Source organism: Streptomyces sp. NPDC086077 (genome assembly GCF_040686175.1).
In the GTDB taxonomy this organism is placed as follows: Bacteria; Actinomycetota; Actinomycetes; order Streptomycetales; family Streptomycetaceae; genus Streptomyces.
The window spans coordinates 14,987-29,419 of sequence record NZ_JBFBJT010000053.1 but is presented as its reverse complement, the minus strand read 5'-3'; the positions used below and the strand labels follow the sequence as shown (position 1 = coordinate 29,419).

The 14,433-nt window shown below is 71.8% G+C and carries 14 protein-coding genes; 9 read left to right on the top strand and 5 right to left on the bottom strand.

From position 1 onward, the window contains the following. Positions 1–40: 40 nt before the first annotated feature. Positions 41–1,450 (top strand): DNA repair protein RadA, encoded by a 1,410-nt coding sequence (gene radA, locus AB0O67_RS17535; protein ID WP_365450909.1) that lies wholly within the window; start codon positions 41–43, stop codon positions 1,448–1,450. 80 nt (positions 1,451–1,530) lie between these two features. Then, positions 1,531–2,655 carry a DNA integrity scanning diadenylate cyclase DisA gene (gene disA / locus AB0O67_RS17530; RefSeq protein ID WP_365450907.1) on the top strand — a complete coding sequence of 375 codons (1,125 nt, stop codon included), beginning with the start codon at positions 1,531–1,533 and terminating at the stop codon, positions 2,653–2,655. A 174-nt stretch (positions 2,656–2,829) separates the two neighbouring features. On the opposite strand, the gene AB0O67_RS17525 is transcribed toward disA, so the two are convergent. Then, entirely contained in the window at positions 2,830–3,675 is an 846-nt protein-coding gene (locus AB0O67_RS17525) for a hypothetical protein (protein ID WP_365450905.1), read from the bottom strand. 238 nt (positions 3,676–3,913) lie between these two features. Here AB0O67_RS17525 and AB0O67_RS17520 point away from each other — a divergent pair, with 238 nt between their 5' ends. The 5 genes from AB0O67_RS17520 (at position 3,914) to cseC (ending at position 8,477) form a co-directional block, all read left to right on the top strand. Continuing rightward, complete coding sequence (locus AB0O67_RS17520) at positions 3,914–4,849, top strand: A/G-specific adenine glycosylase (protein WP_365450903.1); 936 nt, start codon at positions 3,914–3,916, stop codon at positions 4,847–4,849. Positions 4,850–5,103: 254 nt separating this feature from the next. After that, positions 5,104–5,652 (top strand): SigE family RNA polymerase sigma factor, encoded by a 549-nt coding sequence (locus tag AB0O67_RS17515; protein WP_365450901.1) that lies wholly within the window; start codon positions 5,104–5,106, stop codon positions 5,650–5,652. Beyond that, the gene (locus AB0O67_RS17510) at positions 5,640–6,332 is read left to right on the top strand and encodes a hypothetical protein (RefSeq protein ID WP_365450899.1); all 693 of its coding nucleotides are present in this window, start codon (positions 5,640–5,642) and stop codon (positions 6,330–6,332) included. The genes AB0O67_RS17515 and AB0O67_RS17510 overlap by 13 nt, the downstream gene beginning before the upstream one ends. Before the next feature lie 67 nt (positions 6,333–6,399). Then, positions 6,400–7,110, top strand: coding sequence for a two-component system response regulator CseB (cseB, locus tag AB0O67_RS17505; protein ID WP_365450897.1), 711 nt, complete (start codon positions 6,400–6,402; stop codon positions 7,108–7,110). Between the two features lie 20 nt (positions 7,111–7,130). Continuing rightward, the gene (gene cseC / locus AB0O67_RS17500) at positions 7,131–8,477 is read left to right on the top strand and encodes a two-component system sensor histidine kinase CseC (protein ID WP_365450895.1); all 1,347 of its coding nucleotides are present in this window, start codon (positions 7,131–7,133) and stop codon (positions 8,475–8,477) included. Positions 8,478–8,524: 47 nt separating this feature from the next. Here cseC and AB0O67_RS17495 read toward each other — a convergent pair whose 3' ends face one another. Beyond that, the gene (locus tag AB0O67_RS17495) at positions 8,525–8,962 is read right to left on the bottom strand and encodes a VOC family protein (RefSeq protein ID WP_365450943.1); all 438 of its coding nucleotides are present in this window, start codon (positions 8,960–8,962) and stop codon (positions 8,525–8,527) included. A 251-nt stretch (positions 8,963–9,213) separates the two neighbouring features. On the opposite strand from AB0O67_RS17495, the gene AB0O67_RS17490 reads away from it, so the two are divergent. Beyond that, positions 9,214–10,392, top strand: coding sequence for a helix-turn-helix domain-containing protein (locus AB0O67_RS17490; RefSeq protein ID WP_365450893.1), 1,179 nt, complete (start codon positions 9,214–9,216; stop codon positions 10,390–10,392). 401 nt (positions 10,393–10,793) lie between these two features. On the opposite strand, the gene AB0O67_RS17485 is transcribed toward AB0O67_RS17490, so the two are convergent. Next, positions 10,794–11,216, bottom strand: a complete 423-nt coding sequence (locus tag AB0O67_RS17485; protein ID WP_365450891.1) for a helix-turn-helix transcriptional regulator — start codon at positions 11,214–11,216, stop codon at positions 10,794–10,796. Positions 11,217–11,343: 127 nt separating this feature from the next. Continuing rightward, the gene (locus tag AB0O67_RS17480; protein ID WP_365450889.1) at positions 11,344–12,852 is read right to left on the bottom strand and encodes an MDR family MFS transporter; all 1,509 of its coding nucleotides are present in this window, start codon (positions 12,850–12,852) and stop codon (positions 11,344–11,346) included. A gap of 158 nt (positions 12,853–13,010) precedes the next feature. On the opposite strand from AB0O67_RS17480, the gene AB0O67_RS17475 reads away from it, so the two are divergent. Next, on the top strand, positions 13,011–13,592 hold the full coding sequence (locus AB0O67_RS17475; RefSeq protein WP_365450887.1) for a TetR/AcrR family transcriptional regulator: 582 nt from the start codon (positions 13,011–13,013) through the stop codon (positions 13,590–13,592). An 11-nt stretch (positions 13,593–13,603) separates the two neighbouring features. Here AB0O67_RS17475 and AB0O67_RS17470 read toward each other — a convergent pair whose 3' ends face one another. Beyond that, the gene (locus AB0O67_RS17470; RefSeq protein ID WP_365450885.1) at positions 13,604–14,284 is read right to left on the bottom strand and encodes a M23 family metallopeptidase; all 681 of its coding nucleotides are present in this window, start codon (positions 14,282–14,284) and stop codon (positions 13,604–13,606) included. Positions 14,285–14,433: the final 149 nt, after the last annotated feature.

Sequence of the window (14,433 nt, the reverse complement as noted above, 5' to 3'; positions counted from 1 at the left end):
CGTACCGCGGCTGTCAGTGCCGGCGGCTACGGTTCCGTCCATGGCTGCCCGTACGAAGACCACCAAGGACCGTCCGTCCTACCGCTGCACCGAATGCGGCTGGCAGACGGCCAAATGGCTCGGTCGCTGCCCCGAGTGCCAGGCCTGGGGCACGATCGAGGAGTACGGCACGCCGGCGGTACGAACCACGACGCCGGGGCGCGTCACGACGTCCGCGCTGCCCATCGGTCAGGTCGACGGCCGGCAGGCGACCGCGCGCTCCACCGGTGTGCCCGAGCTGGACCGGGTGCTCGGCGGCGGTCTGGTGCCCGGCGCGGTGGTGCTGGTCGCGGGCGAGCCCGGCGTCGGCAAGTCGACGCTGCTGCTGGACGTGGCGGCCAAGGCGGCCAGCGACGAGCACCGCACCCTCTATGTGACCGGCGAGGAGTCGGCGAGCCAGGTCCGGCTGCGCGCCGACCGCATCAACGCCATCGACGACCACCTCTATCTCGCCGCCGAGACCGATCTGTCCGCCGTACTGGGTCACTTGGACGCGGTGAAGCCGTCACTGCTGATCATGGACTCGGTGCAGACGGTGGCCTCCCCCGAGATCGACGGCGCGCCCGGCGGCATGGCGCAGGTGCGCGAGGTGGCCGGCGCCCTGATCCGCGCCTCCAAGGAACGCGGCATGTCCACGCTCCTGGTGGGCCATGTCACCAAGGACGGCGCGATCGCGGGCCCCCGCCTCCTGGAGCACCTCGTCGACGTCGTGCTGCATTTCGAGGGTGACCGGCACGCCCGCCTGCGGCTCGTGCGAGGCGTCAAGAACCGCTACGGCACCACGGACGAGGTCGGCTGCTTCGAACTGCACGACGAGGGCATCACGGGCCTTGCGGACCCGAGCGGACTTTTCCTGACACGTCGCGCCGAACCGGTCCCGGGCACCTGCCTGACCGTCACCCTGGAGGGCCGCCGCCCCCTGGTGGCCGAGGTCCAGGCACTCACGGTCGACTCCCAGATCCCCTCCCCGCGCCGTACGACCTCCGGCCTGGAGACCTCCCGCGTCTCGATGATGCTCGCGGTGCTGGAGCAGCGCGGGCGGATCAGCGCCCTGGGCAAGCGGGACATCTACTCCGCGACGGTCGGCGGGGTGAAGCTCTCCGAGCCGGCCGCCGACCTCGCCATCGCCCTGGCGCTGGCCTCCGCCGCCAGCGACACCCCGCTGCCGAAGAACCTCGTCGCGATCGGCGAGGTCGGCCTCGCAGGCGAGGTCCGACGGGTCACCGGCGTCCAGCGCAGGCTCGCCGAGGCGCACCGGCTGGGCTTCACGCACGCCCTCGTGCCGGGCGACCCGGGGAAGGTCCCGGCCGGTATGAAGGTGCTGGAAGTCGCGGACATAGGGGACGCCCTGAGGGTGCTGCCCCGCTCCCGTCGCCGAGAGGCCCCCCAGGACGCGGAGGACCGCCGGTAGACTTTGCCCTGGTCTCGCCCGTCCGTACGAACCGCGTGCGGATCCGGGAGCGCCCCACAACCTGCGACCGGAGGAGTGCAGTGGCAGCCAACGACCGGGCAGCAGCTCCCGGAAAGTACGGCGGGAGTGCCGGTTCCGATGGCCTGATGCGCGCCTCGCTGAGCGCCGTCGCCCCCGGCACGCCCTTGCGGGACGGCCTGGAGCGCGTCCTGCGCGGCAACACCGGCGGCCTGATCGTGCTCGGCTCCGACAAGACCGTCGAGTCCATGTGTACGGGTGGATTCGTCCTGGATGTCGAGTTCACGGCCACCCGGCTGCGCGAGTTGTGCAAGCTGGACGGCGGCATCGTGCTCTCCTCCGACCTGTCGAAGATCCTCCGGGCGGGCGTGCAGCTGCTCCCCGACCCGACGATCCCGACCGAGGAGACCGGCACCCGCCACCGCACCGCGGACCGCGTCAGCAAACAGGTCGGCTTCCCGGTGGTCTCGGTCTCCCAGTCCATGCGGCTGATCGCCCTCTACGTCGACGGGCAGCGCCGCGTCCTGGAGGACTCGGCCGCGATCCTCTCCCGCGCCAACCAGGCGCTCGCCACCCTGGAGCGCTACAAGCTCCGCCTGGACGAGGTCGCGGGCACGCTGTCCGCGCTGGAGATCGAGGACCTGGTGACGGTCCGGGACGTCTCGGCGGTGGCGCAGCGGTTGGAGATGGTGCGACGGATCGCGACCGAAATCGCCGAGTACGTGGTGGAGCTGGGCACCGACGGACGCCTGCTCGCACTCCAGCTGGACGAGTTGATCGCCGGAGTGGAGCCCGAGCGCGAGCTGGTCGTCCGGGACTACGTCCCCGAGCCCACGGCCAAGCGCTCGCGCACGGTGGACGAGGCGCTGGCCGAGCTGGACGCGCTCAGCCATGCCGAGCTGCTCGAGCTGCCGACGGTGGCCCGGGCTCTGGGCTACACCGGCTCCCCCGAGGCCCTCGACTCCGCGGTCTCACCGCGCGGCTTCCGGCTGCTGGCCAAGGTGCCGCGGCTGCCGGGCGCCATCATCGACCGGCTGGTCGAGCACTTCGGCGGCCTCCAGAAGCTGCTCGCCGCGAGCGTCGACGACCTCCAGACGGTGGACGGCGTGGGCGAGGCCCGCGCCCGCAGCGTCCGCGAGGGCCTGTCCCGCCTGGCGGAGTCGTCGATCCTGGAACGCTACGTCTAGCGCCGCCCTGGGCAACGCCCCGACGGGCCACGCCTCCCAGGGGCGCGAGGAACCGCGCGACCAGCCACGGCGAACCCGCACCCGACGCACGGCGCGACCGCGGCCCCAGCCGCAGCCGCTCCCGGCCACAACGGCCCGCACCTGACGGCACCGGCCTCCGGCCAAGCGCAGCGGTCAGTCGGCGTCCAGCACGAACGAAGCCCGCAGCGTCCCGAACCCCGCCGCCTTGCCCTCCAGCAGATAGGTCCCCGCCCCGGCCACTCCCGCCGGAGGCGTACCGCACTCGGGGGCGCTCGGCTTGCGGTCCCACTCCACGGTGTACGTGATGCTCCTGCCCGCCGGCACCCGGTACAGCAGGCTCCCGGAGCCCTTGGGGCAGTCGGCCGACGACCAGTACGCGTCGTCGTCACCCCCGGCCTGAGTGACCGTCAGCACCGTGCCCTTCGGCCCCAGATCGACCTTGCAGTCACCGCCGGAGGTGTTCTTCGCCGTCAGCCGGAACGCCGGCGTCTCGTCGGGCGAGTAGGCGTTGCGCACGCTGCGCAGGGTCAACGTCACAGTGTTCGGGGCGCAGTTGGGCAGTGAGGACCCGGCCGGCAGCGCGTCGCCCGTACCGACGCCACCGCCGGAGGAGTCCGCACCCGAACCGCCGGCGCCCGCACCGTCCGAGCCGCCGGCCCCCTCGCCGTCCCCCGAACCCGCGCCGGCGCTGTCACCCGTACCGTCGTCCGATCCGTCCCCGGCGTCGCTCCCGCCGGAGCCCTCGTCGCCCGACTCGTCACGTCCGCCCGGCGCTTCGCTGATCGCGGGACCGGAACCGGACGGCCCCGGCGTGATGGAGGGCGCGGGATTCTTGCCGTCGGAGCCCCCTGCGCCGTTGCCGCTCCCACCGCCGCCACCGGAGGTCACGACCCAGGTGACCAGCAGGGCCAGCAGGGCGACCACGGACAGCATGATCACCCTCCGTCGCCAGTAGATGGAGGAGGGAAGCGGCCCGACCGGATTGCGCAGAGATCCCACGGCGCAAACTGTACGAGAGATCGGTGGCGTCACCGGCCCCACCCGCCGCCTGGAGCCACAACTTTTCCGGATCATCATCCCGGAAACGCCGTGCGGCCGTACGACAGTTGGATGCGGGGGCACGGCGGGGGGGCACGGTCGCCTCCGGCCCCGCGCCCCGAGCCCGTGTCTGCCGGCCCGCGAAACGCTTCGCAGCAGCACGGCCGATCCGCACCGGCATGGCAGGATCGGAACTGCCATGACTGCTCCCACGAAGCCCCCGCACACCAGCCCCGCCGAGGCCGTCACCGGCTCCCCGAGCGGGGAGGACCTCCACTCCCCCGTCATCGCCTGGTTCGACGAGCACGCGCGCGACCTGCCCTGGCGGCGGCCGGAGGCCGGCGCGTGGGGCGTGATGGTCAGCGAGTTCATGCTCCAGCAGACCCCGGTCAACCGCGTGCTGCCCATCTACGAGCAGTGGCTGGCCCGCTGGCCGCGTCCGGCCGACCTCGCCACGGAGGCCCCCGGCGAGGCCGTCCGCGCCTGGGGCCGGCTCGGCTACCCGCGCCGCGCCCTGCGTCTGCACGGCGCCGCCGTGGCCATAACGGAACGGCACGGCGGCGACGTACCCACCGACCACGGGCAGCTCCTCGCGCTGCCCGGCATCGGCGAGTACACCGCGGCGGCGGTGGCGTCGTTCGCCTACGGACAGCGCCACGCCGTGCTCGACACCAACGTCCGCCGGGTGTTCGCCCGCGCGGTCACCGGCGTGCAGTACCCGCCGAACGCGACGACGGCCGCCGAGCGCAGGCTGGCCAGGGCCCTGCTCCCGGACGACGAGGCGATCGCCGCCCGCTGGGCCGCGGGCTCGATGGAGCTGGGCGCGCTGGTCTGCACGGCCAAGAACGAGAGCTGCCACCACTGCCCGATCGCCGCGCAGTGCGCGTGGCGGCTGGCGGGCAAGCCGGAGCACGAGGGCCCGCCGCGGCGCGCCCAGACGTACGCCGGCACGGACCGCCAGGTGCGGGGCAAGCTGCTGGCCGTGCTGCGCGAGGCGCACGCGCCCGTCCCGCAGGCGCGTCTGGACCGCGTGTGGCACGAGCCCGTCCAGCGCGCCCGCGCCCTGGACGGCCTGGTCTCCGACGGTCTGGTGGAGCCGCTGCCAGGCGGCCTGTACCGGCTGCCGCTGAGCTGACGCACAGCGGGAACATAAGCCGGCGCCCCTTCATGTCACAGCGCGGACCGCTCCTCCACCACCCAAAGCGGCCCATAACCGCCTCAACTGCCCTGACCTTTTAACCGTTTCCTACTTCCGTTACACAACCGACGGACAGCCGAGCGTTCACCGCAGGCTGCTTCGCACAGCCCCGTGACAACGCCTCCGTAGCTTCATTTCCGTGCCCGGCAGGGGGGCACAGCCAAGGAAAACGGGGATGGAGGCGGTTGATCATGGCGCAGGGTGACGTGGGCGAGGTGCTCGGGTTCGAGGAGTACGTCCGCACCCGGCAGGACGCGCTGCTGCGCAGTGCCCGGCGGCTGGTCCCGGACCCGGTCGACGCCCAGGACCTGCTCCAGACGGCACTGGCGCGGACGTTCGGCCGCTGGGACGGCATAGCCGACAAGCGGCTCGCGGACGCCTATCTGCGCCGAGTCATGATCAACACGCGGACCGAGTGGTGGCGGGCCCGGAAGCTGGAGGAGGTTCCCACCGAGCAGCTCCCCGAGTCGTGCGTGGACGACTCCTCGGAGCAGCACGCGGACCGCGCCCTGCTGATGGACGTCATGAAGGTGCTCGCCCCCAAGCAGCGCAGTGTGGTCGTGCTGCGACACTGGGAGCAGATGTCCACGGAGGAGACGGCCGCCGCCCTCGGCATGTCGGCCGGAACGGTCAAGAGCACGCTGCACCGGGCGCTCGCCCGGCTCCGCGAGGAGCTGGAGGCCCGCGATCTGGACGCACGCGCGCTGGAGCGTGAGGAGCGGGAGCGTTGCGCGGCCTGACCGGCAGGGCCGGTGTCGACACCGGCCCCGGGCTCACCCCGGCCCGAGGTACCTTCCAGGCGGTGACCACGGCGGCGTCCGTGCTCACCGCCCTCAGCCTTTTACTGTCCGCCTGCGCGACGGGCGGCACCGGTGCCCGGGACGAGGGACCGGCGCACGACGAGCCGGTGGCGGGCACGGCGGTGAGCCCGGCCGCCCCGGTCTCCGCGGTGCCGCCGTCCAGAAGCCTGACCCGGGCCACGGCGGTCAAGCTGCTGCAGGCGGATCCGCAGGTCTCGGCGGCGGTCAAGCGCGTCCTGAAGCCGTGCGTCGCCGACGAGTACCCGGTCGACCTGTCCTACGGCGATCTGACCGGCGGGAGCGCCGAGGACGTCGTCGTCAATGTCGTGACCTGCAGTGACGTCGTCGGCATCGGCTCGTATGTGTATCGCGAGGAGAAGGGCACCTACGAGAACGTCTTCCAGGCCGAGGAGCCTCCGGTCTACGCCGAGATAGACCGCGGCGACCTGGTGGTCACCAAGCAGGTCTACGAGCGCGGCGACCCGGTGTCGAGCCCGTCCGGCGAGAACGTGATCACGTACCGCTGGACGGCGGGCCGTTTCACCGAGGAGTACCGCACGCGCAACGACTACAGCACGGTCGTCGGCCCGGAACCGACCCCGGCGCCCGAGAGCAACTGACCGGCCCGGGACCGGCACGAGACCGGGTACCGAGTACCGAACCAACGGATACGGACTGAGAGCACGGATGGCAGACCAGACCCACGTCCTGTTCGTCGAGGACGACGATGTCATCCGCGAGGCCACCCAGCTCGCCCTGGAGCGCGACGGCTTCGCGGTCACCGCCATGCCCGACGGACTGTCGGGGCTGGAGGCCTTCCGCGCGAACCGGCCCGACATCGCCCTGCTGGACGTCATGGTGCCCGGCCTCGACGGGGTCAGTCTGTGCCGCCGTATCCGCGACGAGTCGACCGTCCCGGTGATCATGCTGTCGGCGCGGGCCGACTCGATCGACGTGGTGCTCGGACTGGAGGCGGGCGCGGACGACTACGTGACCAAGCCGTTCGACGGCGCCGTGCTGGTGGCGCGGATCCGGGCGGTGCTGCGCCGGTTCGGGCACGCGAGCGGCGGCGCGGCGGGCCGCCCGGAGGACGCGGACGCCTCGGCGAACGGCGGGGTGCTGATCTTCGGTGACCTGCAGGTCGACACCGAGGGCATGGAGGTGCGCAAGGCCGGCCGGCCGGTGGCGCTCACCCCGACCGAGATGCGGCTGCTGCTGGAGTTCTCCTCGGCGCCGGGCACCGTGCTGTCCCGGGACAAGCTGCTGGAGCGGGTCTGGGACTACGGCTGGGGCGGGGACACCCGCGTCGTCGACGTCCATGTGCAGCGGCTGCGAACGAAGATCGGTCAGGACCGGATCGAGACGGTTCGCGGCTTCGGCTACAAGCTGAAGGCCTGAGGGCGGGACGGGACACGCAGATGCGGGGGATCACCCGGCGCCTGGTGGGGGCGCGCGTGCGGCGTACGGGCATCCGTACGGGACTCAGGTGGAAGCTCAGCGCGGCGATCGCGCTGGTCGGCGCGCTGATCGCGATCGTGCTCAGTCTGGTCGTGCACAACGCCGCCCGGGTCTCGATGCTGGACAACGCGCGCGACCTCGCCGACGAGCGGGTGCAGATCGCCCAGCGCAACTACGAGCTGTCCGGGCGGCCCAACTTCCCCGACATCAAGATCGACGATCCGGACCTGCCGTCCGCGCTGCGCGCCAAGGTCAAGGCCGGGCGCCGGGCGACGTACGTGACCGACCGGCCGGGTGGCGGGCCGGACATCTGGGCCGCGGTGCCGCTCAAGGACGGGCATGTGCTGTCCCTGCACACCGGGTTCACGGACCGCAGCACGGACATCCTCAAGGACCTCGACCAGGCGCTGGTCATCGGCTCCATCGCGGTGGTCCTCGGCGGCAGCGCGCTCGGCGTGCTCGTCGGCGGACAGTTGTCGCGCCGGCTGCGCAAGGCGGCCTCCGCGGCGAACCAGGTCGCCAAGGGCGAGCCGGACGTGCGGGTGCGCGAGGCCATCGGCGGGGTCGTCCGGGACGAGACCGACGACCTGGCGCGGGCCGTGGACGCGATGGCGGACGCGTTGCAGCAGCGGCTGGAGGCGGAGCGGCGGGTGACCGCCGACATCGCGCACGAGCTGCGCACCCCGGTGACCGGGCTGCTGACCGCGGCCGAGCTGCTGCCGCCGGGCCGCCCCACCGAGCTGGTGCTGGACCGGGCGAAGGCCATGCGCACGCTGGTCGAGGACGTGCTGGAGGTGGCCCGGCTCGACGGTGCCTCCGAGCGGGCCGAGCTGCAGGACATCATGCTGGGCGAGTTCGTCGCCCGGCGGGTGGCGACGAAGGACGCCGGGATCGCCGTACAGGTGGTGCACGAGTCGGAGGTGACGACCGACCCGCGCCGCCTGGAGCGCGTGCTGTTCAACCTGCTCGCCAACGCCGCCCGGCACGGCAAGCCGCCCATAGAGGTCACCGTCGAGGGCCGGGTGATCCGCGTCCGCGACCACGGGCCGGGCTTCCCCGAGGACCTGCTGGCACAGGGCCCGAGCCGGTTCCGCACCGGCAGCATGGACCGCGCCGGTGTCGGCCACGGCCTGGGCCTGACCATCGCGGCCGGCCAGGCCAGGGTGCTGGGCGCCCGCCTGACCTTCCGCAACGTCCGCCCCCCGGGCGCCGCGGACCGCATACCGGCCGAGGGCGCGGTCGCCGTCCTCTGGCTGCCGGAGCACGCGCCGACGAACACGGGCAGCTATCCGGTCCTGGCCGAATAGGCCTGCTGTACGGGGGGCGGACGCGACGGGCGGGGCTCGGGGCCGGGTCAGCGGCCGAAGTCCTTCGAGAAGTCCAGCTCCTCGTTGCGCTGCGTCAGGGAGTACCAGTTCCCGTTGTCGTCGCGGAAGATCGCCTCGATGCCGTACGGCCGCTCCTGCGGCTCCTGGAGGAACTCCACCCCGCGCGCCCGGAACGTCTCGTAGTCGCCCCGGCAGTCGTCCGTGCGGAGCGCGCCCGCGCCGATGACGCCCTTGCTGACCAGCTTCTTCAGCGCCTCGGAGGACTCGGCGTCGAGCCCGGGACCGTCCAGGCTCATCAGGGCCAGCTCCACGTCCGGCTGCTCCTCGGCGCCCACGGTGACCCACCGCATGTCACCCATCGGCACCTCGCTGCGCACCTCGAATCCCAGCTTCTCCGTGAAGAAGGCCTTGGTGCGCTGCTGGTCGAAGGTCCACACGGTGGTGATGCCCAGGCCGGTGATCATCGCTCTGCTCTCCCGCGTCGGGTAACGGCTTGCGTTCGTCACGGTAGGCAGGGCGGGGGCCGGTGCGCTTCTCCGGAATTGCTCAGTGCCGGACCGCCGGCAGAGGCGCGAGTGTCCGGTGTGACGCCGTCGGCATCCGGTACGGCCCGGGCTGCCGCGATCCATGTGCGGTTGCCCAGCATCCGGGGGGACGGCGTGGGCGGATGCACCTCGCCGTCTCCCAAGCCGATGCGGACGCCTAATGTGCCGCCATGACCGATGGGGAACTGTCGCTGCGCTCCCGGTTGGCGCACACGCTGCTCGCGGACATCGACCGCCTCACCGGCAAGGTGGTGGCGGACATCCGCGCGCACAGCCCGGCGTACGCCTCCGGCCGCCCGGTCTCGCTCACCGAACTGCGCGCCGTCTGCCGCGACAACCTCGTACTCGCGCTGGAGGACTTCGGCGGGCTGCCGACGAGCGTCGGCGACATCGAGGCCGCCGCCACCGAGACCGGGCGGCGGCGGGCGGAGCAGGGCATGCCGCTGGACAGCGTGCTCCAGGCCTACCGGCGCGGCGGCCGGGTGCTGTGGCAGGCGATGGCGGAGCCGCTGCGCGGCCCGGCGGCGGCCGACCAGGACCTGGTCCTGGAGGTGGCGGGCGCGCTGTGGGAGACCATCGACCGCTTCTCGACGGTGATGTCGGATGCGTACCGGCTCACCCAGCTGGACCTGCGCCACCGTCAGGACTCGCGGCGCGGCGCCCTCTTCGAGGCTCTCCTGGAGGGCCGCGGCAGTGATCCGGCGGTGGCCGCCGCGGCAGCGGCGGCTCTCGGTCTGCCCCCGCGCGACCACTTCGCCGTGGTGGTGGCCGACCAGGATCCGGCGGCGCCGCCCCACCCGGTGCCGGCGCTGCAGGCGGCGGGCATGTGGTCGTTCTGGCGTCCCCGGGCCGAGCGGTACGCGGGCCTCGTGCGGCTCGGTTCCGCCGAGCCGTACGAGTTGACGCGGGTGCTGCGCGGGGAGCTGGGCGGCACGGCGGGGATCTCCCCGCCGTTCGAGGAACTGGCCGCGGCCGGCACTGCCCTGCGGCTGGCGGAACGTGCCCTGCGCACGCTGCCGCCGAGCAGCGGAGTGGTGGCGCAGCTCGACGAACGCCTGGTGGAGGCGGCACTGACCGGTGACCCGGAGATAGCCGAGCGCCTGGTCGCCCGCTACCTGGACGGCGTTCTGAGGTGCGGCTCCGAAGCTCCGGTGCTGCTGCGCACCCTGCGGGTGTGGCTGGACGCCGGCTGCTCCGCCCTGCGGGCCGCCGAGGAGCTCTGCTGCCACCGCAACACGGTCCTCAATCGCATTGTCCGGATCGTCGAACTCACGGGCTGGCCTTCGGAGTCGGGGGAGGCCCGACTGGGCTGGGCCCTCGCGCTACGCGCGGCGGATTTGCCGCGCTGACGCGGGCAGCCGCCCGTACGCCACGAGGCCGCGCGCAAGCTTCTTGTGACGCCGACACCGATATCGATACCGACGCCGACACCGACACCGACACCGACACCGACACCGACCAGCCTTTCGCGGCCCCGGCGACGGCCCCGCCGTCCCCGGAGGAGCTCAGGTGCCCGGCGCCGCGCACCTCGCCGTAGACGGCCGGAACATGCCAGGAAGGCTCGTGGGCCCCTTCGGCGGCACCGGCCGGACGGTGAGGTCGCGCTGCCCGGCGAGGTGGAGTACGAGGTCGGTCGACCCGTTCAAGACGCGGCCGCTGTCGGCGTGGCGCCGCTGACCGCCCATGCTGGAGCGGCGCGCCGCCGCCCCAGCATGGGCGGTCAGGACTCCGGTGGTCTGCTTGGGAGCCCTCACAGCGCCGTCACCGGCTCCACCGGCGCGCGGCGCGGGAAGCCGCCGGCCCATAGCATCGCGTAGCACCCGGGTATCAGGGCCGCCCCGCTGCGGACGTGCGTCGTCCGGTACTCGCTCGGCGTCAGGCCGGTCCGCGCCTTGAAGCGGGTCGAGAAGGTGCCGAGGCTGCTGAAGCCGACCAGGGTGCAGATCTCCGTCACGGTGAGGTCGGCGGCGCGCAGCAGGTCCTCGGCCCGCTCGATCCGGCGGTGGGTGAGGTACTGGCCGGGTGTCTCGCCGTACGCCTCCTTGAAGGCGCGGACGAAGTGGTACCGCGAGTACCCGGCGTGCGCGGCGACCGCGGCCAGGTCGAGTGCGGGGTCGGCCCAGTCACGGTCCATCGCGTCCTTCGCCAGCCGCAGCTGACGTGTCTTGTCCATGGACCGATGGTGACACGGGGCACCGACATCACGGCCGGGCTCCGCGACCGGCCGCCGGCGCATCGCCCGCCGACGCCTTACCCCGCACCCCGCCTTGGGCCCTCCGCACCCCGCACCCACCGGAGACTCAGACCGCTTCAGTCACCGGCGCCACCGCCGGCTCCGCCTCGTCCTTCGGCCCCGCCCCCTTCAGCGGAACCTCCTTCACGAACACCGCCGCGATCAGTGCCGGCACGGCCACCACCGCGCCCAGCAGGAAGGCCCCGTGCGTCCCGGACGTCACCGCGTACTGGTACGCCTCGCGGGCCGCCTCCGGCAGCTTGGCCAGGCTCGCGGCGTCCAGCTGGGCGGACTGCTCGGTCATCCTGGAGCCCAGTGCGCCGGCCCGCCGGGCCATCTCGTCCTGGACCCGGTGGTTGAAGAGCGCGCCCATGATCGCGACACCGAAGGAGGAGCCGAGGGTACGGAAGAGGGTGGTGGAGGAGGACGCGACGCCCATGTCCTTCATCTCCACGCTGTTCTGCGCTATCAGCATGGTGATCTGCATCAGGCAGCCCATGCCGAGCCCGACCACGGCCATGTACACGCCGGACGTCAGCCGCGAGGTCTCCGTGTCCATCAGGGACAGCAGATACAGGCCGACGACCATCAGCGCACCGCCCGCCACCGGAAACAGCTTGTAGCGCCCGGTCTGCGTGGTCACCCGCCCGGCCACCATCGACATGACGAGCATCGCGCCCAGCATCGGCAGCAGCAGCAGTCCGGAGTTGGTCGCGGACGCTCCCTGCACGGACTGCTGGTAGAGCGGCAGGAAGAGGGTCGCGCCGAACATCACGAAGCCGACGACGAACCCGATGAAGGACATCAGCGTGAAGTTCCGGCTGCGGAAGATGTGCAGCGGCAGGATCGGCTCGGCGGCCCGCGTCTGCCGGAAGACGAACCCTGCCAGCGCGGCGACGCCGAGCCCGATCAGCTCCATGATCACGGCCGACGTCCAGGCGTACTCCGTACCGCCCCAGGTGGTGACGAGCACGATCGCGGTGATGCCGACGGTCAGCAGCGCTGCGCCCAGGTAGTCGATCCGGGCCTCGGAGCGCTTCTTCGGCAGATGCAGCACGGCGGTGATGGCGATCAGCGCCACCGCGCCGAGCGGCAGGTTGATGTAGAAGGTCCAGCGCCAGCCCCAGTGGTCGGTGATGGTGCCGCCGACCAGCGGGCCGCCGATCATCGCCAGCGCCATGACGCCGGCCATCATGCCCTGGTACTTGCCGCGCTCCCGGGGCGGTATCAGGTCACCGATGATCGCCATGACGCCGACCATGAGACCGCCGGCGCCCAGCCCCTGCACGGCCCGGAACGCGATCAGCTGCCCCATGTCCTGGGCCATGCCGCTGAGCACCGAGCCGATCAGGAAGAGCACGATCGAGCTCAGGAAGACGCCCTTGCGCCCGTACATGTCGCCGAGTTTGCCCCAGATCGGGGTGGAGGCGGCGGTCGCCAGGGTGTATGAGGTCACCACCCAGGACAGGTGTTCCAGGCCGCCCAGATCGCCCACGATCGTCGGCATCGCCGTACCGATGATCATGTTGTCGAGCATCGCGAGCATCATCGCGATCATCAGGGCGAGCAGGACCACCCGCACGCTCCTCGGTTGCTTCCCCTCTTGCACCGCTCCCCCAACTTACTTGCCGCCCGGCTAGTTACCGCGAGAACGTAGCTCGCGAACTAGTCGGGCGTCAAGTAAGTTTTTCCTTGCCAGGGAGTGGCCGGGCAAGCGCGAGGACGGGCGGCAGGATGGACGGCACCAAGCAGCGCCGACGGGGCGATACCCGCCAGCGCATCCAGGACGTGGCCCTGGACCTCTTCGCCGAGCAGGGCTACGAGAAGACATCGCTGCGCGAGATCGCCGAGCGCCTGGACGTGACCAAGGCGGCGCTCTACTACCACTTCAAGACCAAGGAAGAGATCCTGGTCGGCATCTTCGACGACGTGATGCAGCCGATCGACGAACTGATCGAGTGGGGCCGCCACCAGCCGCACACCCTGGAGACGAAGCAGCAGATCGTACGGCGTTACAGCGAGTACCTCACCGCCGCCGGGCCGCTGTTCCGCTTCATGCACGAGAACCAGGCGACGGTACGGGAGTTGCGCATCGGCGACCTCTTCAAGGAACGCATGAAGGGCCTGCGTCACATCATCATCGACCGGGACGCCACCCTGGCCGACCAGGTCCGGTGCGTGAGCGCCATCTTCACGCTGCACGCCGGGATGGTGTTCGTGATGCAGGAACTCGAAGGCGACCCCGAGGAGAAGCGCGAAGCCATCCTCGAAGTCGCCGTCGACATGGTGACGCAGGCGCACAGGGGTGCGCCCTAGGTCACCCTCGCTCAGAGGGTGATGCCCTTGGTCCGCAGGAAGGCGACCGGGTCTATCGCCGTGCCGTAGTTGGCGGAGGTGCGGATCTCGAAGTGCAGGTGCGGGCCGCTGGAGTTGCCGGTGTTGCCGGACAGGGCGATGCGCTGACCGCCGGCGACGATCTGACCGACCTTCACGTCGATGCGCGAGAGGTGGGCGTACTGCGAGTAGGTGCCGTTGCCGTGCTTGATGACGACGGCGTTGCCGTACGCGGGGCCGTCACCGGCGCCGTTGCCGCCGGCCTTGACGACCGTACCGCCGTGCGCGGCCATGACCTTGGTGCCGGTGGCGACGGCGAAGTCCTGCCCGCTGTGAGTGGACTGCCACATGCCGCCGGCCTGGGCGTAGCTGGCACTGAGGCTGTAGCCCTTGACCGGGGCGGTCCAGCCGACGGCCTTCTTCGCGGCGACCGACTTGGCGTTCGCCTTCTTGGCGGCGGCGACCGTGGCCGCCTTCGCCTGAGCCGCGGCCTGCGCCTCAACGGCGTGCGCGACACCGGTGGTGGCGGTCGTGGCAGCGGCCGTGGAGGTGTTGGCGGCGGCCGCGACCCCGGCCCCCAGCACGACCGAGGCGCCGATACCGGCGGCCAGCACGGCCGCGCGAGTGCGGAGCTGGGGCGTACGGGACGAACGGGACGTGACACGCGTGAACATGCGAAACCTCATGGGACGGGGACAGAAGGAACCGCTCGGCGCAAAAGCCTTTTGCCGGGCGGGCCATCCCTTGGTACCTGTCGCGCCCGGTCAGGCCAAAACGTGTGACCTACTACGGAACCTAGTAGATTCGGGCGCATCACCGGGAC

Bases quoted from the DNA above. Each gene is read 5' to 3' on its own strand.
- radA (WP_365450909.1), top strand. From the start codon at position 41: ATGGCTGCCCGTACGAAGACCACCAAGGACCGTCCGTCCTACCGCTGC.
- AB0O67_RS17520 (WP_365450903.1), top strand. From the start codon at position 3,914: ATGACTGCTCCCACGAAGCCCCCGCACACCAGCCCCGCCGAGGCCGTC.
- AB0O67_RS17515 (WP_365450901.1), top strand. From the start codon at position 5,104: ATGGCGCAGGGTGACGTGGGCGAGGTGCTCGGGTTCGAGGAGTACGTC.
- cseB (WP_365450897.1), top strand. From the start codon at position 6,400: ATGGCAGACCAGACCCACGTCCTGTTCGTCGAGGACGACGATGTCATC.
- cseC (WP_365450895.1), top strand. From the start codon at position 7,131: ATGCGGGGGATCACCCGGCGCCTGGTGGGGGCGCGCGTGCGGCGTACG.
- AB0O67_RS17495 (WP_365450943.1), bottom strand. From the start codon at position 8,962: ATGATCACCGGCCTGGGCATCACCACCGTGTGGACCTTCGACCAGCAG.
- AB0O67_RS17490 (WP_365450893.1), top strand. From the start codon at position 9,214: ATGACCGATGGGGAACTGTCGCTGCGCTCCCGGTTGGCGCACACGCTG.
- AB0O67_RS17485 (WP_365450891.1), bottom strand. From the start codon at position 11,216: ATGGACAAGACACGTCAGCTGCGGCTGGCGAAGGACGCGATGGACCGT.
- AB0O67_RS17475 (WP_365450887.1), top strand. From the start codon at position 13,011: ATGGACGGCACCAAGCAGCGCCGACGGGGCGATACCCGCCAGCGCATC.
- AB0O67_RS17470 (WP_365450885.1), bottom strand. From the start codon at position 14,284: ATGTTCACGCGTGTCACGTCCCGTTCGTCCCGTACGCCCCAGCTCCGC.